The following is a 24,812-nucleotide window of genomic DNA, read 5'->3' as shown; positions in this document are numbered from 1 at the left end:
GTCATGGCGCGGCGCGGTCATCCCCCCGGTGCGCGCCGGTCATCAGCCCGGCGAGGTCCTCCGGTTCGAGGAACGACGGCGGTGGCGGCGGACCCCAGCTGAAGAGACCCTTGGCGCCTTCGACGGCCTCCGGCGTCCACAGCCGGTCGTCGACGATGCAGTCCATGTCGGAGTAGTACTCGGAGAAGTTCCCGGCCGGATCCTTCAGGTACCAGAAGAAGTTGGACCCGGCGTGGTGGCGGCCCAGGCCCCACACGTGCCGCTCCGGGTGGTCCTCGAGCATGCTCGTCGCGCCGCGGCCGACCTCGTCGATGTCGTCGACCTGCCAGGAGCTGTGGTGGAGAAAGTTGACCGGGGCCGACATCACGAGCACGTTGTGGTGGTCCGTCGAGCAGCGCAAGAAGGCGGCCCTGCCGGCGATCTCGTCGCTGGCCTTGAACCCCAGCCCGTCGGTGAAGAACCGCCGAGTGGCTCCCTGGTCGACGGAGCCGACGACCACGTGGCCGAGTTTGCGGGGGCGGACGGGACCGGTGCGCAGCACCCCTGGTGCTCGATCCGTGGCGCGCTCGACGCGGCCGGGCCCGTTCGAGGGTGACACCGGTGCCGGTTCCTGGACGAGTGGTTCGGCGATGCGGACCACCACGCGGAAGCCGGCGACGGGTTCGGCCGCCGTGACCGCGTCGGCCTCTCGACGGACGGCGATTCCGAGCCGGGTCAGCCGGCCGGCGATCACACCGAGGTCGTCCGGGTGCTCGGCCCGTACGACGAGCTCGACCAGGCGGCGGGTGGCCGAAGGCACCAGTCGCAGCTGGCGGCCGCCGTCCCGGGTGGCCAGCCATCCGTCGTCGTGGGGCGACAGGCCGAAATCGGTGTAGTAGTTCCGGGTCGCGGCGACGTTGGGCACGCCGACCGTGACCGACAGCAAGCCATGCAGTGGCATCGCGACCCCCTAGTGACCGGCGACCATGCGGTGCCGCATCTCTCCGACCCCGCGCACATAGCTGACGAGCTCGTCTCCGGGTGCGAGGTAGCGCTCCGGAGTGCGTCCCAGTCCCACGCCGGCGGGGGTGCCCGTGAAGATCAGGTCGCCGGGCAGCAGCGGCGTCACCGCCGAGAGCCGTGCGATCAGTTCAGGCACGCCGAAGACCATGTCCGAGGTGTGGCCCTTCTGCATCTGCTCCCCGTTGATCAGGCAGCCCAGCTCCAGGTTGTCCCGGTTCGGCAGCTCGTCGGGGGTGACCACGACCGGTCCGACCGGTCCGAATCCCGGGTACGACTTCGCCAGGCTGAACTGGGGTGCGGGGCCGACCCGTTGCAACCCGCGCTCGGACAGGTCCTGGCCCACCGAGACGCCCGCCACATACGACCACGCGTCCTCGGCCGCCACCCGGTGACCGCGCCGACCCACCACCACGACCAGCTCCACCTCCCAGTCCACGGTGCCCGGCGGCAGGGCGATCTCGCCGTACGGGCCGGACAGCGAAGTGGCGAACTTGGTGAACACCGGCGGCTCGTCGGGTACCGCGAACGACGACTCGTCAGCGTGGTCGGCGTAGTTCAGGCCGATCGCGAACACCTGCCGGGGTGCCGGGACCGGGTTGCCGAACGCCTCGACCGGAGCTTCGACCACTCCGGGCGTCTCCTTGGGCAGACCGGCGGCGAACTCGACCAGCTCGTCCCACCGTTCGTAAGCGGCCTGGACGTCGCTGTCGAACAGGCCGGCGCTGGCCCGCCGCACATCGACGACTTCACCAGGACCGGTCACCAGGCTAAGCCGCCCGGACACATTGGCCACTCTCATGCGGGTCTTCCCTCGCACTCGTCGCCCGGCACATCGCCGGGCGGATGGTTCCTGTGTAGTCACTCAGGTTCGACAGGTCAATGGAGATTCGAAAGTTTGCTTATTAGTCGTAAGTTGCTACGGTGCTCGCATGGCGAGGACAGGTGGGTCCACCCGAACGGACGGCGTCTACCAGGTGCTGCGCGCCGACATCCTCGGCGGGCGGCTGGTGCCCGGAGAGCGGCTCAAGTTCCCCGAACTGTGCACGCGGTACGACACCAGCGTCGGCGTCGCGCGGGAAGCGCTGACCAAGCTGGCGGCCGAGGGCTTCGTGGTCACCAAGCCCCACCAGGGCTACGTCGTCCGGCCGCTGTCCCACGAAGACCTCGCCGAGCTCACCCAGGCCCGTGTCGAGATCGAGTCGATGGTGCTGCGTCTGGCCGTGCAGGACGGCGACATGCAGTGGGAGGCCGGCGCGGTCGCCGCCCACCACGTCCTGGAACGGACGGCGTTCCGCAGGCCCGACGACCCTGACCGTCCCAGTGACGAGTGGTCAGCCGCTCACGCCGCGTTTCACAGCGCGCTGCTGTCCGGGTGCCGCAATCAGCGGCTGCTGGCCACGGCCCGCGCCCTGCGCCACGAAGCCGAGCTGTACCTGCAGTGGTCGGTGTCGTTCGGCAACGAGCCCGACCGTGACCTGGTCGGCGAGCATCGCACCATCCTGGACGCCGTCGTCGAGCGGGACGCCGACCGCGCCGTCGCGCTGATCCGCGAACACATCGCCCATACGGCACAGCTGTTGATCAGCTGCGCATCCGACGAGCCCAACCGGATCGTCGGCCCGCTCGCCTAGAAGGCCGTTCGAGGAGATGTCCACCGCGGCGAAGTTCGTGGTCGACGCACCGATCACTCCCGGCAGGAGCCTCGGCCAGGCTCAGGTGTCGTGTGACGTGGCGCGGGCGAGGCCTTCCTCGATCCGGGCCAGGACTTCGATGGCCTCGGCCTGCTGGGTCGGGGTCATGCCGTCGGTGACGCTGGTTTCGAGGTCCATCCAGACCTGTTCCACCTCCTTGCGCAGGGCGTTGCTGGCCGCGGTGGGTTCGACGATGGTGACCCGCTTGTCGGTGGGGGAGGGGTGGCGGCGGACGAAGCCCGCGTTCTCCAGGCGCCTGATGGTGCGGGTCATGGTGGCGGCGTCGGAGCCGAGCAGGCGGACGAGGTCGGTCTGCCGCTGGGGGCCGCGATCCCACAGCTGCATCATGACCAGTTCCTGGCTGGGGTGAAGCCCGACGCGGCGGAGTAGCTGGCCGGCCAGCATCCGGTGCAGGCGGGCCACCCGGAGGATCGCGTGATTGAAGGCGCCGGCCGCGACGGAATCCGGCATGCACACGTCCGTCGGCCCCGTGGTGTCGGCTGCGGTCGACGGATGGGTGTCTGCGGGCTCCGGCTGGCTCATGGGCTCCTCGTGTGACCTGTGCAGTTGCTTGAACAGGTAAAGGGTACAGCGCCGCGGGGTGTTGGGTGTGGCTGGCCGCCTCGCCCCGGGCCGGGGGTTCCTGGTCTTGGGGGGCGGGTCACGTGTCGGGCGGAATGGATTCATGAGGTTTACTTGTTCGGACAGTGAACAGCTCAGGTGCGGCAGCACCGGGATCTGCCAGTAAGGGGCTGCCCCGTTACGCGGCCGCCTTTCGTAAGCAAGGATGATGATCATGTCGAAGGCCTTCGAAGCGACCGAGCTGAGTGGCAAGAGCCTGGCGAACCGCATCGTGATGGCACCGATGACCCGCAGCCGCGCCTACGGCCCCGGCCAGTCCCCGACCGAGCTGATGGCCGAGTACTACGCCCAGCGCGCAGGCGCCGGCCTGATCATCACGGAGGGCACCCAGCCGTCGCCGATCGGCCAGGGTTACCCCGACACCCCCGGCATCCACTCCGACGAGCAGATCCCCGCGTGGCGCACGGTCACCGACGCCGTCCACGCCAAGGGCGGCGTGATCTACCTCCAGCTGATGCACACCGGCCGCGTCGGCCACCCCTCCCTGACGGGCCTCACCCCGGTCGGCCCCTCCGCCGTAGTGGCCAAGGGGCAGGTCTACACGCACGAAGGCCCGCAGGACTTCGTCACGCCCAAGGAGCTCACTGAGGACGAGATCCGGCAGACGATCGCTGACTACGCCACCGCCGCCCGCAACGCGGTCGAGGCCGGCTTCGACGGCGTGGAACTGCACGGCGCCAACGGCTACCTCATCCACCAGTTCCTCGCCCCGAACTCCAACACCCGTACCGACGCCTGGGGCGGCAGCCCGGAGAAGCGCATCCGGTTCGCCGTCGAGACTGCCAAAGCCGTCGCCGACGCCATCGGTGCCGACAAGACCGGCTTCCGCATCTCGCCCGCCAACCCGTACAACGACATCGACGAGAGCGACCGCACCGACGTCGACGCCACCTATACCGCCCTCGTCGACGCCCTCGCACCCCTCAACCTGGCCTATCTGCACCAGATGGAGGCGCCCGAGGTCCGCGACCTGACCCTGCGCCTGCGCAAGGCCTGGCCGACCACCTTCATCCTCAACCCCTTCACCGGCATGGAGCCCACCGGTCACAAGGAGCTGGACCTGATCGAGGACGGCACCGCCGACCTCCTCGCCTACGGCGGCCTCTTCCTCGCCAACCCCGACCTGCCCAAGCGCCTCGCCGCCGGCGGCCCCTTCAACACCCCCGACCGCGCCACCTCCTTCGGCGGCGACCACACCGGCTACACCGACTACCCCACCCTCGACTGACACCCGGTCGCAGGACCCCCGCGCCTCCGGCCGGTCGCCCGGCCGGAGGCGCCCACCAGGCATCCGCAGCCACCCGATGGGAAGGTGCACTCATGGCTGAATTCACCGACGCTCAGCGCGCATACCTGTCCAGTCAGCGACTCGGCCGGCTGGCCACCGTAGACCCGAAGGGGCAGCCGCAGAACAACCCGGTCATGTACGTCTTCCAGCCGGACGGTACCCTCCTCATCGGTGGCCACAACATGGGCGGTTCGAAGAAGTGGCGCAACCTCAAGGCCAACCCCAAGCTCGCCTTCGTCGTCGATGACGTCGTCAGCTTCAGCCCGTGGCGCGCCCGGTACCTGGAGATCCGTGGTACCGCCGAACTCCTCGAAGGCGCAAGCGCCTTGAGTGCGGGCTTCAGCGCGGAGACGATCCGCATCCACCCGGAGAAGATCTTCAGCTTCGGCATGGACGCCTGACCGGATTCACTGCCGCGCGGGTTCACACCGCAAAGAGCGGCGCGAGGTCGAGGACGACCTGCATGTCGTCGATCAGGCCGTCCGCTCGGCGATGCAGCATCGTGACGGCCGGCAGGCACAGCCGGCTGCCGTTGTGGCGGATGTAGTCGACATCGGCAACGAGCACGGCCGAGTCCCCGCACTGCCACACCTCACGGAACCGGTGGGACATCCCGCGTACCGACTGCAGGAATGCCGTCGCCCCGGCGAGGAACTCTTCATGGCCGACCGTCGGTTCACCGTTTCCGAAGCGGACACGGCAGTCGTCGCTGAAGTGGGCGAGGACCGCCTCGACGTCCAGGCTGTCGAAGGACGAGTAGATCTTGGCCACCCAGGCGGGCGTCTCGCCGACGATCTGTGCGGTGTGCAGTTGGGTCTGGGTCATGGTCTCTCCCTTGAGGCCGGTCGTCCCTTGGTGGTGCGCTGTGGATCCCCGTGGTTGTGCCACGTGTGATGCTGGTCGGATTTGGAGGGGCTCAGGCCCGGGCGAAGCCGCCGTCCACGACCAGCGTCTGGCCGGTGATGAAGGAGGCATCGTCGGAGGTCAGGAACGAGACCGCGCCCGCCAGATCCTCCGGCACACCGGTGCGCTTGATCGCCTGGTGGGCGGAAAGCGCGTCGAACAGACCCAGCTCCTGTTGCGGCCCGGAGAGGGTGCCGGGCGTACGGACCAGGCCCGGCGCGATTGCGTTGACGGTGACCCCGTGTTCGCCGACCTCTGCGGCCAGCGTGCGGACAAAGCCGATCACTCCGCCTTTGCTCGCCGTGTAGGCGACCATGCCGGGCGGCCCGGAGTGGAAGGTCGCCGAGGCCATGACCACGATGCGTCCCCAGCCGTGCTGCTTCATGCCGGGCAGGAACGCCTTGGTGAGGTGGAAGAGGGAGTCGAGGTTGACGTCCATGATGCGGCGCCAGGTCGCCCAGTCCGTGTCCTCGAAGGGGACGATGGGGTAGATGCCCGCGTTGTGGACGAGGATGTCGACGGCTCCGAAGCGCTCGGTGACGGCTGCCGCGAACCCCGCCACACTGTCGGCGTCGGACACGTCGCAGCGGGCGGAGAACACCTCGCCGCCCGCCTCACGGATCAGCTTCTCGGTTTCGTCGGCCGGGCCGAGGTCGGCGATGGCAACGGTGTGGCCGTTGCGTGCGAGCCGGAGGGCGTAGCCCTGGCCGATGCCCGCGGCGCCGCCCGTGACGACGGCGACCCTCTTGGTTGTCTGTGCTTCGTTCGTGCCGGAAGCCATGCCGGCTCTCCTTCGTACGGTGGTCTGTCGGGTGTCGGTAAGAAGGGCACTCTTGGTCTGCCTCGTCGTGTGGGGGGTGGGGGAGGGGGCGCGTCCCGTGTCGGAGGCGCCCCCTCTCGTGCGGGGAGGTCAGGCCGCGGACGCCTTGATGCCGAGCAGGTGCTCGTAGTACGCCCGCTTCTCGGCCTGGTCCTTGTCGAGGTAGGCCAGGACGAGGGCGTAGATCTCGGGCTGCTGGATGGTGTAGTGCTCGTCGTGGCCCGCGAGCAGCTGGCCCAGCTGGTCCATGTGCAGGTGCCAGGCGGCGCTCAACAGGTGCTCGCGGAAGGCGGAGTGGGGCAGGGAGTGGGTCAGCGTGAGCTTCGACCCGTCCCCGTCCGCCTCGACCGCCCACCGCATCTTCGTACCCATGAGGTCGGGGGTGTGGCCCCAGGCGGGAACCTCCCAGGTCAACGCCAGGACCTGCTGCGGCACGTACTCGAGGACCTTGCCGTAGACCGTCGCGCCCATCTTCGGTGCGATCTGGATGACGACCTCGCCGCCCTTGACCGGTTCGAGCTTGTCGACCGGGCCGCCCAGCCACTTAGCGAGCAGCTCCGGCTCGGAGACGAAGCGCCACAGCTGCTCCAGCGGTGCGTCGAAGTGCCGCGCGAACTCCACCTCGTTGAATTCGAGGGTGTGCCGGATGGTCCCGTCCACGTTCTCAGGCATGGTTGTCCCGTCTTTCATTTTGTGAGGTGAAGTGCCGTCGGGCGGGCGAAGTCACCCGGCCCGGCGGGTACTTGATGGCGTGGGGACCGGCGCGGTCAGGCGTCGGCCGGTGAGGCGGACTGCCGTTGCCACCACGGATAGCGGTCCGCGTCCTCGTGGCCGAGGTCGGGATCGAAGTAGACGTGCATCCTGCAGATACGCCCGTCACGGAAGTCGAAGACGGCGCAGAAATGCCCGGGGACGGTCTTGCGCCCGTCCCACGTCCGGCCCGTGACGGTCTCACCCTCGGTGGTGCCCTCGACGATGACTCGGTCGCCCTGCTCGACGATGTCGAACTCGTCGAGGTGGTGCTCCATGCGCCGGAACATCGCGCGGCCCTTGCCGGCGGCGACCATCGCGTCGAGTCCGGCGGCGACACCGAACTTGGGCGTGTAGATCTTGACGTCCTCGGTGAACAATTCGGTGGGATTGCCCGTGATTCTCCCATCGGCTATGTCGTAGAAACGTTTGATCGTCGTGACGTTCGCAGAGTCCGCCATGCGATGTGCCTCCGTGGAAGAGTGGTTGTCGTGGTCCGCCGTCGACAGGGGGCCGGTCAGTGCGCCAGATAGCCGCCGTCGACGTTGAGAATCGCTCCGGTGATCAGCGAAGCCTCGTCGCTGCACAGCCAGGCCGCCGCTTCCGCGACCTCTTCCGGCCGCCCCGCTCGGCCGATGGGCTGGCGGGACAGGATGGCGGCCACGGCGTCGGGCGGGTTGGCCGCCGTCATCGGCGTCTCGATGTAGCCGGGGGACACCGCATTGACCCGGAGGCCCTGCGAGGCGTACTCGACGGCCGCCGTCTTGGTCAGCCCCGCGACGCCGTGCTTGCTGGCCACGTAGGCCGACTGGGTCGGCATGCCGGTGTGGGCCCAGATCGAGGCGGTGTTGACGATCGCGCCGCCGCCGGCTTCGAGGATCCTGGGGATCTGGTGGTGCATGCACAGGAAGGTGCCGAGCAGGTTGACTTTCACCACACGGGTGAAGTCCTCCTCCGACAGTTCACCGGTGACCGCCATCGAGAACGTGCCTGCGTTGTTGTGGGCGTAGTGCAGTCCGCCGTACGTCGCCACGATGGTGTCGACGGCCTCCCGGACCGCGTCGCCGGACGCCACGTCGGTGTGCAGGAAGAGGGCCTTGCCGCCGGCGCCCTCGATGAGGGAGACGGTTTCCTTGCCGCCCTCGTCGTTGATGTCGCACACGCCGACCGCCGCCCCGCGGGCCGCGAACGCCAGGGCTGAAGCCCTCCCGATGCCCGATCCGGCGCCGGTCACCATCGCGACGCGCCCGGCGAACTGCTCGGATGTTGCCATCTCGTCCTCTTTTCGGCAGGTGGATGCAGGCCGGGACGAGTCCGTCGCTGTCCCGGCCGTCGTACGCCGTCGGCCCGCGTCAGGTCGCGCAGGCGGTCGGCCGTGGCCCGAGCGGGCGTGTCATTCAGGCTTCGACTCGAAGTTCTGCAGGAACTCGTCCGGCATCAGCGGGCACCACACCGCGGGCGGGACGTCCCAGTCCTGGCCCTTCCAGTCCTCGCTGATCTGGTCGATGTCGGAGAAGTACTCGATCCAGCTGCCCCACGGGTCCCGCATGTAGTGGAACAGGTTCGAGCCCAGCGTGTGCCGGCCCAGACCCCAGCCGACGGTGTGTCCCTTGTCGGCCATGATCTGCGCGCCCATCGCCAGTTGGTCGACGTTGTCGACCTCCCAGCTGGAGTGGTGCAGGCCCGGGTGGCTGCTCTGGATGAACCCGAACACATGGTGGTCGCCGGGTCCGGAGTTCATGAACACGGCCTTGCCGGTGATCCGGTCGGACAGCCTGAGGCCGAGGGTGCGCTCGTAGAAATCCTGCGAGCGGTTCACGTCCGCGGAGAAGATCAGCATGTGGCCCAGTCGGTTCGGGCGCGGCGCGGTGTTCGCGGTCGGCCAGCGGGCCTCGTCGATCCGCTGGTAGTCACCGGCCAGGTTCTGCTTGAAGGGTGTTGCGGCGCGCGGCGGGGCCAGTTCCTGCTCGCGCACATTGATCGCGTTGCCGTCCGGGTCGCGGAACCACAGGCCGCCCTCGGAGCCGCCCGCCGGTGCGTCCTGAAGGGCGATGCCGAGGGATTCGAGGTGGCGCTGCAGCTCGGGCAGTGAGCCGTCCGGCGTCGCGAACGCGACGTGATGCAGGCGCTTTTCGCGTCCCTCGACGAGCAGCGTCTGGTCCTGGTCCCGGCCGTCGCAGCGGACGACCAGCCGGTCGTCGCGTTCGTCGACGGTCAGGCCGAAGTCGGTGTAGAAGTCCTTGCCCTGGGCCAGGTCGGGCAGTTGAAGGCCGTAGTGCAGAAGGCCGCTGACGCGCATGGTGCTTTCCTTCGTCGGTCGGTCCTCCCCGGGATGCGGGGCGGACGGTTACGTCACTCGTCGGTCACGGTGGCGGCGGGCACGGCTCAGGCACCGTCGGGTCTTCGCAGGTGCGCCCAGAGCCGGTCGAGCAGGGGCGGTGCCGCTGCCCGCCAGCCGGCGATCTCCTCGGAGGTGAGGGTTCGGACCGCTCCGGCCTGTCGTGCCGCCAGGTGGAGTCGGCAGGTGGTGTCGAGGAGCCACATACGGGCGACGGCATGGCCGGGTGAGCTGCCGGTGGTCACCGCACCGTTGCCCCGCAGTACGAGCGCGTCGGCGTGGCCGAGCGTGCGGGCGGCCGGTTCGGCGATGTCGGCCGAGCGCATCAGGCGTGCGTCGTCGTGGACGGGCACCGTCTCGCCGAGCATGGCGCCCTGCCCGTGCAGGGGCCGGATGCTGCGGGAGGCGACCGCGCCGGCCGCGAAGGCGGACTCCGGGATGGCGCGGGCGACGGCGTGGACGTCCGGCCGTGCCTGGTAGACCGCCAGGTGGATCCATGCCTCGCCCGGTGTGCCCGCCGGGAGCGCCGTCGCGTCCAGAGGGACCTCCCGGAGCGTTTCCTCGGTGGCCTGACCGAGGTCGATCGCGGGTGTGATCAGCATTCGGTCGCCGCGTCGCGCCGACACATGCCCGAACGCCGCCACCAGGCCGAGCGCCGCCAACGTACGGGCCGCGGCGACCACTTCCTCGGCGAGGGCCGTACGGTCCGCCACCACCTCCCCGGCTATGGACGTGCGGTCCGCCACCGTCTCGGTCGTGGCGTGCCCGCTCATGGCCGGGGCGCCGTTCGGACGGCACGCCGACAGCTCATCCCGCCACCTCGTGCGAGGCCACGGACTCGGCGTCGAGGACCGCGAACAGCGGAGCGGCGTCGATGTGCACGCGCAGCGAGGTGACCAGGCCCGAGGGGGCGCGGTCGATGATCGTGACGCAGGGCAGGATCACCTCGGCGCCGCCGCGCGTGGTGTAGTGGACGCGGGCCTCAAGGACCAGCGTTCCCTGGTCGACCGTCCAGCGGTTGCACCACTCGTGCTGCAGGCCGGCGAGCGCGTGGCGCAGGTTGTCCAGCACTTCGCGCATCGCGTCGTGGCCGATGGCGGGTGGGTTGTTGCCGAAGACCAGCTCCCCGTCGGGGGCAAAGCGCTCGAGGACGCGCTCCGTCAGCTGTGCGTCGATGTCGGCGTAGAAGGAGTCGATCCAGGCGGACACGTCAGACATCTTTGTCCCTTTCGTCCGTACTCGGTAAGAGCTGCGATCTGAGTAGGGGTCGCGACCTCAGTAGTAGGGGGCGCGACCGGTCAGGTCACGAGGTGACTTTCAGGCCGCGTCGTTGACGGCTATGCGGCGCATGGCGTTGAGGGTGGCGGTGAGCGCCTGGATGTAGTCGCCGGTCATGGTCTTGGCGTACTGCTCCTCAGCCTCCGAGTTCCCCGGGGTGCCGGTGAGAACCAGGGCGAAGCTGAAGCGCAGTCGTATGTCGTCGCCCTCGCCCTCGATCTCGTTGGCGATCGTGCCGAGGATCGGGCCGGAGAGGCGGGTGAACACCACCCGATGGGGTTCTTCGAGGGTGATCCGCTCACGGAAGGCGTCGCCCCGGATGCGGATGTCACGGTCGAAGCGGGCCTCGCCGTAGCGCTCGACGACCTTGCAGTCGCTCATCGCGGGCACGAACGGCAGGGCGTTGTCGGCCTTGAGGACCAGACCCTCCCAGACGGCGGCGCGGTCGAGCCGGGGCTGCCCCGGTTCGTTGACGGGGATCACGTGGGTCACGAAGATCATTCGATCCTCCTTCGGTCGGCGACACTGCCGACCTCGTTTGGGCGGTATGCGGTACCGGGCCGGCTACGACGCCGGGGCGGGCGCCGGCTGGGGGAGCTGGCGCTGCCGGGTCGTGGGCGCCACCGGGCCGCGCCACATGTCGATGGACGAGGGCTGCCCGAGGTCGAACACCCGCGGGGTCCACGCGGTGTCGTCCTCGATGAGGTCGCCGCCGACGGCGTACTCGTAGGTGAGGTTCTCGGGGCCCTTGAAGTAGAGGAACACCGAGCCGGAGGTGGGGTGCCGCCCCGGCCCCATGACGATCTCCACGCCCTCTTCGACCAGGAAGTGCCAGTTGCGCATCAGGTCGTCCAGGGACTCGACCTGGAAGTTGATGTGACAGAGCGCGGCCTCCTCGCCGCGGAACACGGCGAGTTTGTGGTGGACCTGGTCGATACGCATCAGACAGGCGCCGTCGCCGACCCAGTCCGACACCTTGGCGTTGAAGTGCGTGGACCAGAAGCGGTACGCCTCGTGCACGTCGGGGGCGTCCAGGCACAGATGCCCGAACTCGGTGATCCCGGACCCCCGGCCCAGCCGTACCGGATCGGCGCAGCGGAACTGCGCCGCGGCCAGCTCGACATGGTTGCCGAACGGGTCGTCGAAGGCGATGTACTCCGACACCCCGCGGGACCGCGCCCCGGCCCGGTCGCCGCGTTCGACGCGCAGACCCTGCTTCTCCAGCTCGGTCTCCGCCTCGGCCAGAGCTCCGGGGCCGGCGACCGTGAAGCCGGAGGAGATCACCCCGGAGGGCCCCTCGACGAGGGTGAGGCAGTGGCCCCGCTGGTCGGCGCGCAGATGCGCCACACCGGGCTCGTCGGAGTCGACCACTTCGAGGCCGACGATGTCACGGGCGAACCGGACGGCGCCGTCGAGGTCCTCGACGCCCGAGCGTACATAGGCGATGTCCGTCAGGGTGATCACGGGGTGGCTCCTTCGTCGTAACCGAGGTAGCCGCGCGAGCGGGCACTCTCGGGCCAGCTCTCGCAGAGCGAACCGGTCAGCTGGGTCCGCAGGCAGAGGCCGGTGTCGCAGGCACAGGTGTGGACGGTTTCGGCGGCGCCGGACTCCACCTTGCGCGGCCAGTCGGGATCGACGAAGAGCGGCCGGGCCAGGCCCACTGCCTGCGCCTGGTGCGATGCGAGGACCCGCACCGCCTCCTGGGGATCGCCCAGGCCGCCGTTGGCCACCACGGGGATGGTCACTACGCGCTGGAGCGCCGCCGTGTCGTCGAGCGAGTACCCCGGCTTGTTGAGCATGCCCGCGTTCCGCGGCAGTCGCATGGTCTCGAACGTGGCCGGGACGGCGAACAGGAAGGCGGCTCCCTCCTCCTCCAGCAGCGGGGCGAGCCGGACGGCGTCGTCGAGGCTCCAGCCGTCCTCCACGCGCTCGTCGCTGAGCAGGTGCACGCCGACCACGAAGTCCGGACCGGTGGCCGCGACGACGCGCCGCACCACCTCCAGGGGAAGCCGCGTGCGTCCCTCGAAGTCGCCGCCCCATTCGTCGGTGCGCCGGTTGGAGCGCGGCGAGAGGAAACCGGAGAGGAGGAAGCCCTGCGCGATGTGCACGCCGACGCCGTCGAACCCGGCGCGCTCGCACAGCTGGGCGGCGCGCACGAACTCCTCGACGACCTCCTCGATCTCCGCCGGGGTGATCTCCTGCGGGGTGACCACCCGGCCCGGGGTGAGCTCGAACGGGATGGCGGAAGGGGCCAGCCGGGGCCGCTTCTCGTACTCCTCCCAAGGACCCGCGTACCGCCCGGCGTGCACGATCTGGACGATCGCCAGGGCGCCGTGCCGGCGGATTTCGGCGGCCAGCCGGCGCAGCCCCGGCAGCTGCTCCTCGTCGCTCACCAGCGTCTGAAGTGGCATCTGCCGTCCCGCGACGCTGATCGCGAAGTTCTCCGTGACCACGACGCCGACGCCGCCCTGGGCGCGCCGGGCGTAGTGCTCGATCTCCCGGTCGGTCACGGTGCCGTCCGGGTTGGCGTAGCCGACCGACATGGGGGCCTGCATGATCCGGTTGCGGGCGCTGCGTGTGCCGAGGTTCAACGGGGTGAACAGCGGCGCGAGATCGGCCGAGTTGGTGGCGGGGCTCGCGTTCGTGGTGGAGGTCATCGCTGCTCCAAGGTGTTCCGGTCAGCGAGGGCGGTGGGCTGATCGGCTCGCCGCACGTCGTTGGCCAGTGCGCCCAGCGGTTCGATCTCGATGCGCAGCTGATCGCCGGCCTCGAGCGCGATCCCCTTGGCGACACCTACGCCGGCCGGGGTGCCGGTGGCGAGGACGTCGCCCGGCTCCAGCGTCATCAACGCGCTGGCCGCGGAGATGAGTTGGGCCACGCCGAAGATCATGTCCTTGGTGTTTCCGTCCTGTTCCAGCACCCCGTTGCGCCACAGCCGCACCGGCAGCGCCTGCGGGTCGGGCACGAACCAGGACGGCGTCACGCCGGGACCGATCGGGCTGAACGTGTCGCGGCCCTTCGACGCGAGCCAGTCGTACGCGAACGGCGGGGCCAGCGGGTTGGACCGGGCGTGCAGACCGCGGGCGGAGATGTCGTTGACGATCGTGTAGCCCGCGACCGCGTTCAGCGCTTCTTCCACCGGTACGTCGTGGACGCGTCGCCCGATCACCACGCCGAGTTCGGCCTCCCAGTCGACCCGGGCACCGGGGTCGCCCGGGATGGCGATGGTGTCGTCCGGGCCGACGATCGTGGTCGGCGGCAGCAGGAAGAAGTACGGCTCCATGCCGTCCGGTACGTCCCCGACGCCCATCTCCCGCAGGTGATCGTGGTAGTTGGCGCCGGCGAAGACCAGCTTGCCGGGCGAGGGGACGGGCGCCAGCAGCCGTACGCCTTCCAGGGGCTCACCCTCGGTGGGCTGCCAGTCGCGCAGGACCGGCTCCAGGTCCGCCCAGTCCCGCAGCGCCGCACTCACGTCGGCATAGCGCGCCAGGACCGGGTGGCGTCGTACACGCCCCTCGCTGTCGGCGACGGCGACGAACGAGGCGGCTCCCTCGTCCTCGGGTCGGCAGGTCACCAGACTCCATACGGACATTCGAACTCCCGAGCTCGATTATTGGCCGTCCTACTATTCGGCAGAGTTGGCGGCAATGCCTTGGCGGGCGGCTCTGGAGTAACAGTGCATACAGTTTCAGCCGCAGTCAATAGGTCGACCAAGGGTTGACTTCGATCTGCGAAAGTGCACACAGTTTGGGGGTGGAGCGCCTGCCCGGACGAGGCACGGCGCGCACTCGACCGACCCGATCGGAGATCGCCATGACGGACTTGATCGCACGCCCGGTGGAGCAGGACGAGGGGGTGCCGTCATGACCGCCGTGACCCTGGCCGAGGCGGCGGACGCCCTCCTCGGCGCCTACGAAACCCGGGTTCCGATCGAACCGCTGGTGGACAAGTACCAGGACCTGACGCTCGCCGACGCCTACGAGATCCAGCTCCTGCAGATCCGCCGCAAGGTGGCTGCCGGGGCCCGGATCAAGGGCCACAAGGTCGGACTGTCCTCGCCCGCCATGCAGCGCCAGATGGGCGTGAACCAGCCCGACTACGGCCACCTGCTCGACGACATGTTCTGGCTGGAGAACGCGCCCATCCCGGCGTCGCGGTTCCTGCAGCCGCGGGTCGAGCCGGAGATCGCGTTCGTCCTCAAGCGACCGCTGTCCGGCCCGGGAGTCACGGTCGCCGAGGCCGCCGCGGCCGTGGACTTCGTGCTGCCGGCCCTGGAACTGATCGACTCGCGCATTCGCGAGTGGCGCATCGGCATCGTCGACACGATCGCCGACAACGCCTCCTCCGGCGGGGTTGTCCTGGGCAGCACCCCGGCTCGCCTCGACGACGTCGACCTCCGCCTCGCCGGCTGCACGCTGCACCGCAACGGCGAACTCGTCGGCACCGGCGCGAGCGGCGCCGTACTCGGCTCGCCGCTGACCTCTCTGGTGTGGCTGGCCAACACCGTCGGCTCGCGGGGCGTGGTCCTGGAGGCCGGGCACGTCGTCCTGCCCGGCTCCATCACCGCTTCCGTGCCGGTTGCCGCCGGAGACACCGTCACCGCGGCCTATGCCGGACTCGGCAGCGTCACGGCACGTTTCACCGAGGAGAGTTCATGAGCAAGGTGACCGCGGCCATCGTCGGCCCCGGCAACATCGGAACCGACCTGCTCGCCAAACTGCGACACAGCCAGACCGTCGACGTGCGCTACATGGTCGGCGTCGACCCGGCCTCGGACGGACTCGCCCGGGCGGCCAAGCTCGGCCTGGAGACGTCCGCGGCCGGAGTGGACTGGCTGCTGTCCCGGGACGAGCTGCCCGACTTGGTGTTCGAGGCGACCTCCGCGAAGGCGCACATCGCCAACGCGAAGCGGTACGCCGAAGCGGGCATCCAGGCGATCGACCTGACGCCCGCGGCGATCGGCCCGCTCGTCTGCCCGCCGGTGAACCTGAGGGAGCACCTGGACGCCCCCAACATCAACATGATCACCTGCGGAGGACAGGCCACCATCCCCATCGTGCACGCGGTCTCCCGCGTGGTGCCGGTTGAGTACGCGGAGATCGTCGCGTCGATCGCCTCCCGCTCGGCGGGACCCGGAACCCGCGCGAACATCGACGAGTTCACCGAGACGACCTCGCAGGCCATCGAGCAGGTCGGCGGCGCCCGCAAGGGCAAGGCCGTGATCATCATGAACCCGGTCGAGCCGCCGATGATCATGCGCGACACGGTCTTCTGCGCGATCCCTGAAGGTGCCGACCGCGACGCGATCACCGAGTCGGTCGTCCGCATGGTCGCGGAGGTGGCCGAGTACGTGCCCGGCTACACACTGCGCGCCGACCCGCAGTTCGACGACCCGCGCCCCGAGTGGAAGGACCAGGCCCGGGTGGCCGTCTTCCTCGAGGTGCGCGGCCGGGGCGACTACCTGCCGCCCTGGGCAGGAAACCTGGACATCATGACGGCCGCGGCCGCTCGCGTCGGCGAGCTGCTGGCGGGCGCGAAGAACACGGCGGTGACCCGATGACTCCCCAAAGCCCTGAGCCGCGCAAGTTGCGCATCACCGACTCCACCCTGCGGGACGGCTCGCACGCCATGCGGCACCAGTTCACCGAGGAGCAGGTGCGCGGCGTCGTACACGCCCTCGACAAGGCGGGCGTCGAAGTCATCGAGGTCGCCCACGGCGACGGCCTCGGCGGCTCCAGCTTCAACTACGGCTTCTCCAAGGTGGACGAGATCCAGCTGATCGGGGCCGCCGTCGACGAGGCCACCCGAGCGAAGATCGCCGTACTGATGCTGCCCGGCGTCGGCACGGTCACCGAGCTGAAGCGCGCCCATGCGGTCGGCGCGAGTGTGGCCCGTATCGCCACCCACTGCACCGAGGCGGACACCTCCGTCCAACACTTCGCCGCCGCGCGGGAGTTGGGCATGGAGACGGTCGGCTTCCTGATGCTCTCGCACCGCATCGGCCCGGACGAACTGGCCAAGCAGGCGCGGCTCATGGTCGACGCCGGCGCCCAGTGTGTGTACGTCGTCGACTCGGCCGGCGCCCTGGTGCTCACCGACGCCCAGGCCCGGGTCCAGGCCCTGGTGAACGAGATCGGGCAGGAGGCCCAGGTCGGCTTCCACGGTCACCAGAACCTCTCCCTCGGCGTCGCCAATTCCGTCCTCGCTTACCAAGGCGGGGCCCAGCAGATCGACGGCGCCCTGTGCGCGCTCGGCGCAGGCGCCGGAAACTCGCCGACCGAGGTGCTCGCGGCGACCTTCGAGCGCATGGGCATCCCCACCGGAGTCGACGTCGACCTGGCCCTGGCCGCCGCGCAGGACGTGGTCAAGCCGTTCATCCCGCGACTGCCGTACATGGACCGATCCTCGATCGTCCAGGGCTACGCGGGCGTGTACTCCAGCTTCCTGCTGCACGCCGAACGGGCCTCGGAACGCTACGGCGTCCCCGCCCACGAAATCCTCCAGCAGGTCGGCGAGGCCGGGTACGTCGGCGGCCAGGAGGACATGATCATCGACATCGCGCTGCGGCTCGCCGAGGAGCGCGAGAAGGCGGAGGCCGCGCGATGACCTGGGATCTCGACACGGCCGCCACGGCTCTCTTGGCAGCGGAGGACAACCGCACCGGCCGCGGCCCGATCACCGATGACTGGCCCGACCTCGACCTGGACACCGCCTACGCTGTCCAGGACGAGACGCTGCAGCGCAGGCTCAACCGGGGCGAGAACATCGTCGGCATCAAGCTCGGCCTGACCTCGCGGGCCAAGCAGCAGCGCATGGGCATCGACGTACCGCTGACGGCCTGGCTCACCGACGCGATGGTGCTGCCCGCCGGCGATTCGGTCCCGCAGGACAAGCTGATCCATCCGCGTGCCGAACCGGAGATCGTCTTCGTGATGAAGGACCGGCTGGCCGGTCCCGGCGTCACCGCCGCCACCGCGCTGGCCGCCGTCGGCTCGGTGCACGGCGGCATCGAGGTGATCGACAGCCGCTACCTCGACTTCCGCTTCAAGCTGCCCGACACGGTCGCGGACAACGCCTCCTCGGGACGCTTCCTCACCGGCCCGGTCGGCGTGCCGCCCGAGAGCCTCGACCTGGCGATGGAGGCCTGCCTCGTCGAGGTCGACGGCCAGGTTGTCGACAGCGCCACCGGCGCCGCCGTACAGGGCCATCCGGCCGAGGCACTGGCCTTCGCCGCCAACGAACTCGGCCGCCGGGGCCTGGCGATCGAGCCCGGCTGGATCGTGCTCACCGGCGGCATGACCGACGCCGTACACGTACCGCCCGGCGCCACCGTCGCGGTGCATTTCACCCACCTCGGTTCGCTCCACCTCACGGGAGGCTGACATGCCGCTCATCGAAGTCACGCTGGTCAACGGCCGTACACCGGAAGAGCTCCGCTCACTGATCCACGAGGTGACGGGCGCGGTCGTCAAGGCGCTGGGCGTGCCGCAGCAGAGCGTGCGCGTCGCCGTCCGGGAACTACCGAAGACCCACTGGGCGGCCGGTGACGTCACCATCGCCGAACGGGAGGCGGCGGCAGCCGAAGCCGGGGGAGGGGCGAACTGATGGAGTTCTACGGCCATGTGATCGACGGCGAGGAGGTGGCCTCCCTCTCCGGCGCCACCTTCACCTCGACCGACCCCTACACCCGCCGCCCCTGGGCCGAGATCGCCCTCGGCGACGGTGCCGACGCCGACCGCGCGGTGACCGCGGCTCGCCGCGCCTTCGACACCGGCCCCTGGCCCCGGATGGGCGCGGCCGAGCGGGGCCGTATCCTGCACCGCTTCGCGGACCTGATCGAGGCCCATGCCGACGAGCTCGGCATGGCGGACACCCAGGACATGGGTAAGCCGATCACCCAGTCCCGCGGCAACGACGTGCCCCGTACGGCGGCGAACTTCCGCTTCTTTGCCGACCATGCAAGGCTGTCCACGTCCGAGGCGTACCCCATGGATACGGGGCACCACGCCTACACCCGCTTCGACCCCGCCGGGGTCGTCGCGGCCATCGCACCGTGGAACTTCCCGATGATGCTGGAGTCCTGGAAGGTCGCACCGGCCCTCGCCTGGGGCAATACGGTGGTGCTGAAGCCCGCCGAGGACACCCCGGTCTCGGCCACCCTGCTTGCCAGACTGGCCCTGGAGGCGGGCATGCCCCCGGGCGTGTTCAACGTCGTCCACGGATACGGCCCCGACTCGGCGGGCCAGGCCCTGACCGAGAACCCCGCCGTGGACCGCATCACCTTCACCGGCGAATCGGGCACCGGCCGCATCATCGCCGCGGCCGGGGCGCGCAACCTGATCCCGGTCAGCCTCGAACTGGGTGGCAAGGGGGCCAACTTGGTCTTCGCCGACGCCGATCTGGACAACGCCGTCGACTGGTCGATCCGCGCGGTCTTCACCAACTCGGGCCAGGTATGCCTGGCCGGCTCCCGGCTCTACGTCCAGCAGGAGGTGTACGACGAGTTCCTGACCCGCTTCGCCGCGGCGGCGGACGCGATGGTCATCGGGGATCCGAAGGAGGAGTCCACCCAGATCGGGCCTCTCGCGTCCGAGGAGCACCACACCAAGGTCGCCGGATACGTGGACACCATTTCGGAACAGGGCGGCACACTGCGGACCGGTGGCCGCGGCGACGGCTGGACGATCCGCCCCACGGTGATCACCGGCATGGACCAGATGGCCCGGCACGCCCGCGAGGAGATCTTCGGCCCCGTCGTCGTAGTGATCCCCTTCACCACCGAGGCCGAGGCGATCGAACTGGCCAACGACTCGACGTACGGCCTCAACGCGATGCTGTTCACGGAGAACCTGCACCGTGCGCACCGGGTCGCGGCGGCACTCCGGGCGGGGACCGTCTGGGTGAACTGCTTCTTCGTACGGGACCTGCGGGCACCCTTCGGCGGCTCCGGCGACTCCGGAATCGGCCGCGAAGGGGGCAACTTCAGCCGTGAGTTCTTCACCGAACCCAAGGCAGTGGTGATGCAGATCGACGCGGACGCGAACAGCCACTGAGGGTGCCTGCCCCGCTCGATGCGAGGCAGGCACCACAAACCTGGCGCCCTGCTCAGTCGGCGGAGCGGGGCGTCAGCAGGATGACCGGCAGCTCGCGGTCGGTCTTCACCTGGTACTGCGCGAAGCGGGGCATGGCGGTCGTGATCTGGCGCCATGCCCTCTCGCGTTTCTCCCCCTGGAGCTGCTCGGCGACGACATCCGTCGTGACACTGCCGATCTCGACCCGCACCTTGTCGGGATGAGCGGCGAGGTTGTAGTACCACGCCGGGTTCTTCGCCGCCCCGGCCGCCGAGGCCACGATCAGCCAGCCAGCGTCCTCGCTCGGAAACCACGCCACTGGTGTCGAACGGGGCTCCCCGCTCTTGCGGCCGATGGTCGTCAGCACCAGAGCGTCCATTCCCATCAGCTTGGCGCCGCCCTTGCGACGGATGCGCCGCATGGACCAGCTGTTGAACCACTTGAGCGCACGTCCGGGCTGCCGGGTGCCACGAGTGCCGGAAGGCGTGTTGAAGCTCATCGGACCTCCTCGGCGAGCAACGCGATGTGCCCACCAGTAGTTGGTCAGCCAATCTTATGCTTGCAGTCGGGTCTGCCGGGTCGATTCGGCAGATGCGCTGGGGATCCGGTCTTCGCGCGCAGGTTTCTGAACCCCCTGCGGGCCCGGGCTCGTGTCGGACGCGGCGCCCGTCCACCGCGCCGTGGCCGAGTCCCTCGGGGGGATAGTGGTCCCCGACCCGGGGGGCGATCCGTGACCTGACGGGCGGCCGGAGCGCGAGGCGTCCATTGATCCAGCCGGTGCCCCCGTGGCATTCCGCGCCGCATTGGAGGGCGCCGTCAGGGCTGGGTGAGTCCGTTCTGGTGGCGGTTCCCTGTGAACACGTCGAACAACGCCGGGCCGCTGATGAGGGGCGAGATCGATGTTCACGCCGGCCTCGTGTGCTGCGGGGAGTGCTCGATGGTCATTGATGCGATGGCGGCCGGTTCCTATCCACTGGACCGCAGGGTGTCGATGATCCCGATGAGCGACATCGCCGAGCGCGGATTCGATGGGTTGGGCTCGGGTGGCGTGGTGAAGGTGTTCGTCGATCTGGAGGAGTGATCAGAGGCACCTGGAATGATTCTGCACGAGCAATGGTTGTCTAGACAGTAGAATCACGACTGCTTGGGGTCTCTGTGGTGCCAGTCCCGCCATTAGGGGCCTAGATGCCTCGGGATGAATCCGGCAAGGGGTGCATTTTGAGAGCATTAACTGATCGAACAATCAAAGTCAGCGGCAGCCCGCAGGAGGTCATCGACAAGGTGCTGACCTTCGGTGCGGGACGCGCCTGCCCACCCGGCCGCCGTCAGCCGCCACGGCCACGACCCCTGAGGAGGAGACCAAGTGATCACCACAACGCAACCGGTCCCGCTCACGGTCGTCTCGGCCGGACTGAGTAACCCCTCGTCCACGCGGCTGCTCGCCGACCGGCTCACCGAGTCGGTGAGCGAGCACCTGGCCGAGGCGGGGCGTGAAGTCGGCGTGCAGGTTGTGGAGCGTCGCGACTGGCTGTCGACATCGTCAAGAACGTCGCTCGCGGCTTCCCCTCGCCCGCAACGCCGCGGCCGGCGTGGGCCTGCACGGCGACCGACAGCACGCACCGGATACATGACCCCGCAGTACAAGTAACGAGCAATAGGAACGCACTGATGAACGCGCAGAACAACACCTCCGCCCACCGTGCAGAGGCCCCCAAGAAGCCCAAGCAGAGGCTCAACGGAGTCCGCGACAAGAACCTCGTCGTGAACACGATGCCGATCGAGCGTCTCGACCTGAGGGGCAAGCGCCTCCTGGTCGTCGGCGGCACCAACGGCCTCGGCCGGGCCGTTGCCCAGCAGGCGCTGGAGAGCGGCGCGCAGGTGACGGTCGTCGGGCGCACCTTCCGGGATGCGCCGTCGGAGCGGCTCACGTTCGTGCAGGCCGATCTGTCGTCCCTGAGGGAGGCCGTCCGCCTGGGCGAGGAGCTGGACGTCGAGTCCTTCGACGTCGCGTACTTCTCCCTTGGCATCCTTGCGGCGCCGGAGCGTGAGGAGACTCCCGAAGGCATCGAACGGGACATGGCGATCAGCTATCTCAGCCGCTTCGCGGTTCTGAAGGGGCTCAGCTCCCGGCTCGGCACGGCCCGTCCCGCGGGTGCGCCGCAGCCGCGCGTGTTCATCATGGGAGCGCCCGGCAACGGGATGACCGGAGACCCCGAGGACTTCAATTCCGAGAAGAACTACAAGGCGATGAAGGCGCACGCCAACACCGTGGTCGGCAATGAGGTACTGGCCCTCGTCGGCGCCGAACGGCTCCCCGGTCCTACGTACTTCGGCCTGAACCCCGGCTTCATCAAGACCGGTATCCGGTCGAACTACCTGGGTGAGGGCAGCTTCAAGCACCGCTTCGCCGAGGGGTTGGTCGGTCTGTTCGGGCAGTCGCCGGAGGACTACGGGCGCCGGATGGTGCCGCTGCTGTTCACGGAGGACCTGGAGGGGCGGACGGGCATCATGTTCAACAGCAAGGCCGAGCCGATCCTCCCGACCGAAGGCCTCACCCAGGCCACCGTGGACCAGTATATGAATGCCTCTGAGGCGCTCCTGCGCCGCGCGATGGGCTGACCGCGCGTCCGATGGCCGCCGGGGCGAAGGGAATCCCGGCGGCCTGCCGGTGTGCGCGGTAGGTGTTGGTGAGCTCCTGGCTGAGGGCCGGGCACCCTCAGGGTGCGCCGCAGGCGCGCGTGTTCGTCATGGGCACTCCCGGTACCGGAAACATCGGCACCCCCGACGACATGAGCGCCGCGAAGAACTACAAAACCATGGTGGCGCACTCGAACACCGTGGCCGGCAACGAGATGCTCGTGCTCGGCGGACCTGACAGGCTGCCCGGCCCGGCCTGGAACTCGCGGCTGGCGCCGGCCACAGTCCGCACCGCCGTGTTGTGCGGGGGTGGACCTGTTCACCTACGTCGGCTTGGCGGTCCAGTGCGCGATCTGCGACTGCACGCGGAGCGTGTCCGGGTGTTCCGTCCCTGATACCCGTTCCCGTATCGGCAGCAGCTCCCGGTACTCCTGCAACGCCGCTTCGAGGTCACCTGCTTGGGCTGTCCACCACGCGAGGTTCGTCCACGCGGTTAGCGTCGCCGGGTGGTCGGGGCCTGAGACGCGGATGCGGACCGGGAGTAGAACGCGGTACTGGTCGCGGGCGCTGGCTCGGTCGCCTGCTTCGCCGGTCCACCATGCCAAGTTGGTTCGCGCCCACAGGGTGTCAGGATGCTCTGCGCCGGCGATACGCTCGTACACCGGCAGTAGAGCCGCACACAGCTCTTTGGCCCGCAGCGGATCGCCTGCCTCGCCGATCCAGCGGGCGTACTGGTCTCTTACGCTCAGCGTGTCCGAGTGCTCAGGTCCGGAGACCCGCTCGCGGACCGGCAACAGCTCTGCGTAGATGTCGCGAGCGCGGGCGGCGTCGCCGAGCTGGCCGGTCCAGAAGCCCAGCTCCGTCCAGATCCGCAGAGTGTCAAGGTGCTCGTCGCCAGAGACACGGCGGCGTATCGGCAACAGCTCAGCGGCGATATCGCGAGCGCGGGTGGCGTCGCCGGTCTGGCCGGTCCAGTCGCACAGCTGGTAGAGCACCGTCAGCGTGTCCGGGTGCTCGGGACCGGAGACGCGGCGGCGGACCGGCAGGATCTCGGCGAACATGTTACGGGCGCGGGTTGCGTCGCCGGCGTGGCCGGTCCAGCGGGCCAGCTCTGTAAGGGCGCTGAGCGTGTCCGGGTGCTCGTCGCCGAGCCGCCGCCGGGCATCGGCATACACCTCAGACTGCACGAGTCTCGCTGTGACGTAGTCGCCGCTGGCGCCGAGGTAGTCCACCATCCGTATCGTGCCCTGGGAGCCAGGGCTGAGCAGGGTGCGGGCGTGCGGCAGCAGCAGGGCATATCTGGGCCAGGACTTCCGTACGGTCGCGTCGACTGGCAGCACGGCCTGCACCAGCTCTGCGGCGGTCGTCCGCCACACATCGCGTTCGGCGGACGGCAGTTGGTCGATGGTGACGGCCTGCACGAGGCGGTGCACCGAGACGTGACCGCCGACGGGTCGGCTGACGAGCGAGTAGCGGCGCAGTTCGGTGATCGCGTCGGCGATCGCGAATGGGTCGCCCAGCAGAGCGTCGACAATCGGGGCGGCCGGGGCCGGGACGGGGGAGGGCGGCATCAGCATGAGCCGGAATGGGATCGTATCGGGGGCGCAGCAAGCCAGCAGCCGTAGCAGTGTGATTGCGTCCGGGTGGGTGGTCTGCAGTCGTTGGAACGCGAGGTTCCACGTCGACATGACTGAGGCGGCATAGCCGAGTGGCTGGCCGCGGCTGAGCAGTTCGGCGCGGCGCTCGCGCAGCAGCCGCAGGTACTCGCCGAGCGTGTGGCCGGTGGCGTCGAGGAAGGAGGCGGCTTGGTCCAGGGCGAGCGGCAGTGCACCGAGCTCCCGTGCGAGATCCGCCGCGGCGGAGGAGTCGCCTGTGGTGTGTTCGGTCAAGAACTCCACAGCCACCCGCTGATCGAGTACCGGCACCTCGAATGCGATGTCGTCGGGCCAGTAGGCCGAGCGCGTGGTCAGCAGCACCTCGCCGTCCCCGGCGGGCGGCAGGGCATCGCGGATCGAGGCGTAATCGGTGACGTTGTCGAGGATCAACAGCCATGGCTCGTCTTGCGCCGCCAGAGCCGCGTGGACCTGGGTGATCGGGTTGGTGGTGTCGACGATCTCGTGGATGCCCAGTTGGGCAGCCAGCTCGCCGAAGCCGGCAGACAGCGTGGCCGCGTCCTCGGCCGTCAGCTGCCACACCAGGCCGTCGTGTGCCACCTTCCAACGGTGCGCGTAGGCCAGCGCGACGCTGGTCTTGCCAACACCTCCCAGCCCGTGCAGTGCGACGACACGGGGCGCGCGTCCCTTGGTACCGAGGCGGCGGCGAAGCTCAGCAAGCAGCTTCTGCCTGCCAGCCAGGCGTGCTGGCGGCGGCGCCAGCCGGTAGGGCACGGCCG

General features: G+C 69.3%; 29 protein-coding genes. 12 read left to right on the top strand and 17 right to left on the bottom strand.

Translation table 11 applies throughout. The features are described 5' to 3' along the window. Position 1 precedes the first annotated feature (1 nt). Complete coding sequence (locus ACIRA5_RS39285) at positions 2-940, bottom strand: VOC family protein (RefSeq protein ID WP_403699261.1); 939 nt, start codon at positions 938-940, stop codon at positions 2-4. 9 nt (positions 941-949) lie between these two features. After that, positions 950-1,801 carry a fumarylacetoacetate hydrolase family protein gene (locus ACIRA5_RS39280; RefSeq protein WP_403699259.1) on the bottom strand — a complete coding sequence of 284 codons (852 nt, stop codon included), beginning with the start codon at positions 1,799-1,801 and terminating at the stop codon, positions 950-952. A gap of 130 nt (positions 1,802-1,931) precedes the next feature. Between ACIRA5_RS39280 and ACIRA5_RS39275 the strand changes: the two genes are divergently transcribed. Next, on the top strand, positions 1,932-2,633 hold the full coding sequence (locus tag ACIRA5_RS39275) for a GntR family transcriptional regulator (protein ID WP_403699257.1): 702 nt from the start codon (positions 1,932-1,934) through the stop codon (positions 2,631-2,633). 81 nt (positions 2,634-2,714) lie between these two features. Here ACIRA5_RS39275 and ACIRA5_RS39270 read toward each other — a convergent pair whose 3' ends face one another. Then, positions 2,715-3,236: a MarR family winged helix-turn-helix transcriptional regulator gene (locus ACIRA5_RS39270; RefSeq protein WP_403699255.1), complete on the bottom strand. Its 522-nt coding sequence runs from the start codon at positions 3,234-3,236 to the stop codon at positions 2,715-2,717. Between the two features lie 253 nt (positions 3,237-3,489). Between ACIRA5_RS39270 and ACIRA5_RS39265 the strand changes: the two genes are divergently transcribed. Together ACIRA5_RS39265 and ACIRA5_RS39260 are read left to right on the top strand one after the other, a co-directional pair. Then, a complete protein-coding gene (locus ACIRA5_RS39265; RefSeq protein ID WP_403699253.1) occupies positions 3,490-4,563 on the top strand; it encodes an alkene reductase in 1,074 nt (357 codons plus the stop codon). A 92-nt stretch (positions 4,564-4,655) separates the two neighbouring features. Next, entirely contained in the window at positions 4,656-5,024 is a 369-nt protein-coding gene (locus ACIRA5_RS39260) for a PPOX class F420-dependent oxidoreductase (RefSeq protein WP_403699251.1), read from the top strand. A 22-nt stretch (positions 5,025-5,046) separates the two neighbouring features. Here ACIRA5_RS39260 and ACIRA5_RS39255 read toward each other — a convergent pair whose 3' ends face one another. The 12 genes from ACIRA5_RS39255 to ACIRA5_RS39200 form a co-directional block, all read right to left on the bottom strand. Continuing rightward, positions 5,047-5,448, bottom strand: coding sequence for a nuclear transport factor 2 family protein (locus ACIRA5_RS39255; RefSeq protein WP_403699249.1), 402 nt, complete (start codon positions 5,446-5,448; stop codon positions 5,047-5,049). 91 nt (positions 5,449-5,539) lie between these two features. Then, positions 5,540-6,307, bottom strand: a complete 768-nt coding sequence (locus tag ACIRA5_RS39250) for an SDR family NAD(P)-dependent oxidoreductase (RefSeq protein WP_403699247.1) — start codon at positions 6,305-6,307, stop codon at positions 5,540-5,542. Positions 6,308-6,436: 129 nt separating this feature from the next. Next, the gene (locus ACIRA5_RS39245) at positions 6,437-7,018 is read right to left on the bottom strand and encodes an SRPBCC domain-containing protein (protein ID WP_403699245.1); all 582 of its coding nucleotides are present in this window, start codon (positions 7,016-7,018) and stop codon (positions 6,437-6,439) included. 95 nt (positions 7,019-7,113) lie between these two features. Beyond that, positions 7,114-7,557, bottom strand: a complete 444-nt coding sequence (locus tag ACIRA5_RS39240; protein WP_403699243.1) for a nuclear transport factor 2 family protein — start codon at positions 7,555-7,557, stop codon at positions 7,114-7,116. 56 nt (positions 7,558-7,613) lie between these two features. Continuing rightward, the gene (locus tag ACIRA5_RS39235) at positions 7,614-8,369 is read right to left on the bottom strand and encodes an SDR family NAD(P)-dependent oxidoreductase (protein ID WP_403699241.1); all 756 of its coding nucleotides are present in this window, start codon (positions 8,367-8,369) and stop codon (positions 7,614-7,616) included. Positions 8,370-8,489: 120 nt separating this feature from the next. Continuing rightward, positions 8,490-9,395 (bottom strand): VOC family protein, encoded by a 906-nt coding sequence (locus ACIRA5_RS39230; protein WP_403699239.1) that lies wholly within the window; start codon positions 9,393-9,395, stop codon positions 8,490-8,492. A gap of 86 nt (positions 9,396-9,481) precedes the next feature. Further along, positions 9,482-10,207, bottom strand: coding sequence for a class II aldolase/adducin family protein (locus ACIRA5_RS39225; protein ID WP_403699237.1), 726 nt, complete (start codon positions 10,205-10,207; stop codon positions 9,482-9,484). 34 nt (positions 10,208-10,241) lie between these two features. Then, positions 10,242-10,652, bottom strand: coding sequence for a nuclear transport factor 2 family protein (locus tag ACIRA5_RS39220; RefSeq protein ID WP_403699235.1), 411 nt, complete (start codon positions 10,650-10,652; stop codon positions 10,242-10,244). 99 nt (positions 10,653-10,751) lie between these two features. Then, positions 10,752-11,213 carry an SRPBCC family protein gene (locus ACIRA5_RS39215; protein WP_403699233.1) on the bottom strand — a complete coding sequence of 154 codons (462 nt, stop codon included), beginning with the start codon at positions 11,211-11,213 and terminating at the stop codon, positions 10,752-10,754. A gap of 63 nt (positions 11,214-11,276) precedes the next feature. Continuing rightward, positions 11,277-12,176 carry a VOC family protein gene (locus ACIRA5_RS39210; protein WP_403699231.1) on the bottom strand — a complete coding sequence of 300 codons (900 nt, stop codon included), beginning with the start codon at positions 12,174-12,176 and terminating at the stop codon, positions 11,277-11,279. Then, a complete protein-coding gene (locus ACIRA5_RS39205; RefSeq protein ID WP_403699229.1) occupies positions 12,173-13,369 on the bottom strand; it encodes an NADH:flavin oxidoreductase in 1,197 nt (398 codons plus the stop codon). Before ACIRA5_RS39205 ends, ACIRA5_RS39210 begins: the two co-directional genes overlap by 4 nt. Continuing rightward, positions 13,366-14,304, bottom strand: coding sequence for a fumarylacetoacetate hydrolase family protein (locus ACIRA5_RS39200; RefSeq protein WP_403699227.1), 939 nt, complete (start codon positions 14,302-14,304; stop codon positions 13,366-13,368). The genes ACIRA5_RS39205 and ACIRA5_RS39200 overlap by 4 nt, the downstream gene beginning before the upstream one ends. A 271-nt stretch (positions 14,305-14,575) precedes the next feature. Here ACIRA5_RS39200 and ACIRA5_RS39195 point away from each other — a divergent pair, with 271 nt between their 5' ends. Genes ACIRA5_RS39195 through ACIRA5_RS39170 form a run of 6 tightly spaced genes read left to right on the top strand, consistent with a single transcriptional unit; the run spans position 14,576 to position 19,765 of the window. Beyond that, complete coding sequence (locus ACIRA5_RS39195; RefSeq protein WP_403699225.1) at positions 14,576-15,370, top strand: 2-keto-4-pentenoate hydratase; 795 nt, start codon at positions 14,576-14,578, stop codon at positions 15,368-15,370. Then, on the top strand, positions 15,367-16,272 hold the full coding sequence (locus ACIRA5_RS39190) for an acetaldehyde dehydrogenase (acetylating) (protein ID WP_403699223.1): 906 nt from the start codon (positions 15,367-15,369) through the stop codon (positions 16,270-16,272). The genes ACIRA5_RS39195 and ACIRA5_RS39190 overlap by 4 nt, the downstream gene beginning before the upstream one ends. After that, positions 16,269-17,318 (top strand): 4-hydroxy-2-oxovalerate aldolase, encoded by a 1,050-nt coding sequence (gene dmpG / locus ACIRA5_RS39185; protein WP_403699221.1) that lies wholly within the window; start codon positions 16,269-16,271, stop codon positions 17,316-17,318. The genes ACIRA5_RS39190 and dmpG overlap by 4 nt, the downstream gene beginning before the upstream one ends. Then, positions 17,315-18,094, top strand: a complete 780-nt coding sequence (locus ACIRA5_RS39180) for a 2-keto-4-pentenoate hydratase (RefSeq protein ID WP_403699220.1) — start codon at positions 17,315-17,317, stop codon at positions 18,092-18,094. The genes dmpG and ACIRA5_RS39180 overlap by 4 nt, the downstream gene beginning before the upstream one ends. A gap of 1 nt (position 18,095) precedes the next feature. Beyond that, positions 18,096-18,317 carry a 4-oxalocrotonate tautomerase family protein gene (locus ACIRA5_RS39175; protein WP_403699218.1) on the top strand — a complete coding sequence of 74 codons (222 nt, stop codon included), beginning with the start codon at positions 18,096-18,098 and terminating at the stop codon, positions 18,315-18,317. Continuing rightward, positions 18,317-19,765: an aldehyde dehydrogenase gene (locus tag ACIRA5_RS39170; protein WP_403699216.1), complete on the top strand. Its 1,449-nt coding sequence runs from the start codon at positions 18,317-18,319 to the stop codon at positions 19,763-19,765. Before ACIRA5_RS39175 ends, ACIRA5_RS39170 begins: the two co-directional genes overlap by 1 nt. Positions 19,766-19,817: 52 nt before the next feature. On the opposite strand, the gene ACIRA5_RS39165 is transcribed toward ACIRA5_RS39170, so the two are convergent. Continuing rightward, the gene (locus ACIRA5_RS39165) at positions 19,818-20,282 is read right to left on the bottom strand and encodes a nitroreductase/quinone reductase family protein (RefSeq protein ID WP_403699214.1); all 465 of its coding nucleotides are present in this window, start codon (positions 20,280-20,282) and stop codon (positions 19,818-19,820) included. A gap of 354 nt (positions 20,283-20,636) precedes the next feature. On the opposite strand from ACIRA5_RS39165, the gene ACIRA5_RS39160 reads away from it, so the two are divergent. From ACIRA5_RS39160 to ACIRA5_RS39150, 3 genes are all read left to right on the top strand, one after another. Beyond that, a complete protein-coding gene (locus ACIRA5_RS39160) occupies positions 20,637-20,864 on the top strand; it encodes a hypothetical protein (protein ID WP_403699212.1) in 228 nt (75 codons plus the stop codon). Between the two features lie 282 nt (positions 20,865-21,146). Next, positions 21,147-21,431, top strand: coding sequence for a hypothetical protein (locus tag ACIRA5_RS39155; protein WP_403699210.1), 285 nt, complete (start codon positions 21,147-21,149; stop codon positions 21,429-21,431). 20 nt (positions 21,432-21,451) lie between these two features. Beyond that, on the top strand, positions 21,452-22,402 hold the full coding sequence (locus ACIRA5_RS39150; protein WP_403699209.1) for an SDR family NAD(P)-dependent oxidoreductase: 951 nt from the start codon (positions 21,452-21,454) through the stop codon (positions 22,400-22,402). Between the two features lie 341 nt (positions 22,403-22,743). On the opposite strand, the gene ACIRA5_RS39145 is transcribed toward ACIRA5_RS39150, so the two are convergent. Further along, complete coding sequence (locus ACIRA5_RS39145; RefSeq protein WP_403699208.1) at positions 22,744-24,807, bottom strand: tetratricopeptide repeat protein; 2,064 nt, start codon at positions 24,805-24,807, stop codon at positions 22,744-22,746. Between the last annotated feature and the right edge of the window lie 5 nt (positions 24,808-24,812).

It is taken from the genome of Streptomyces sp. NPDC096311 (assembly GCF_044763085.1).
Classification (GTDB): Bacteria; Actinomycetota; Actinomycetes; order Streptomycetales; family Streptomycetaceae; genus Streptomyces.
This window is presented reverse-complemented; position numbering and strand designations above follow the sequence as displayed.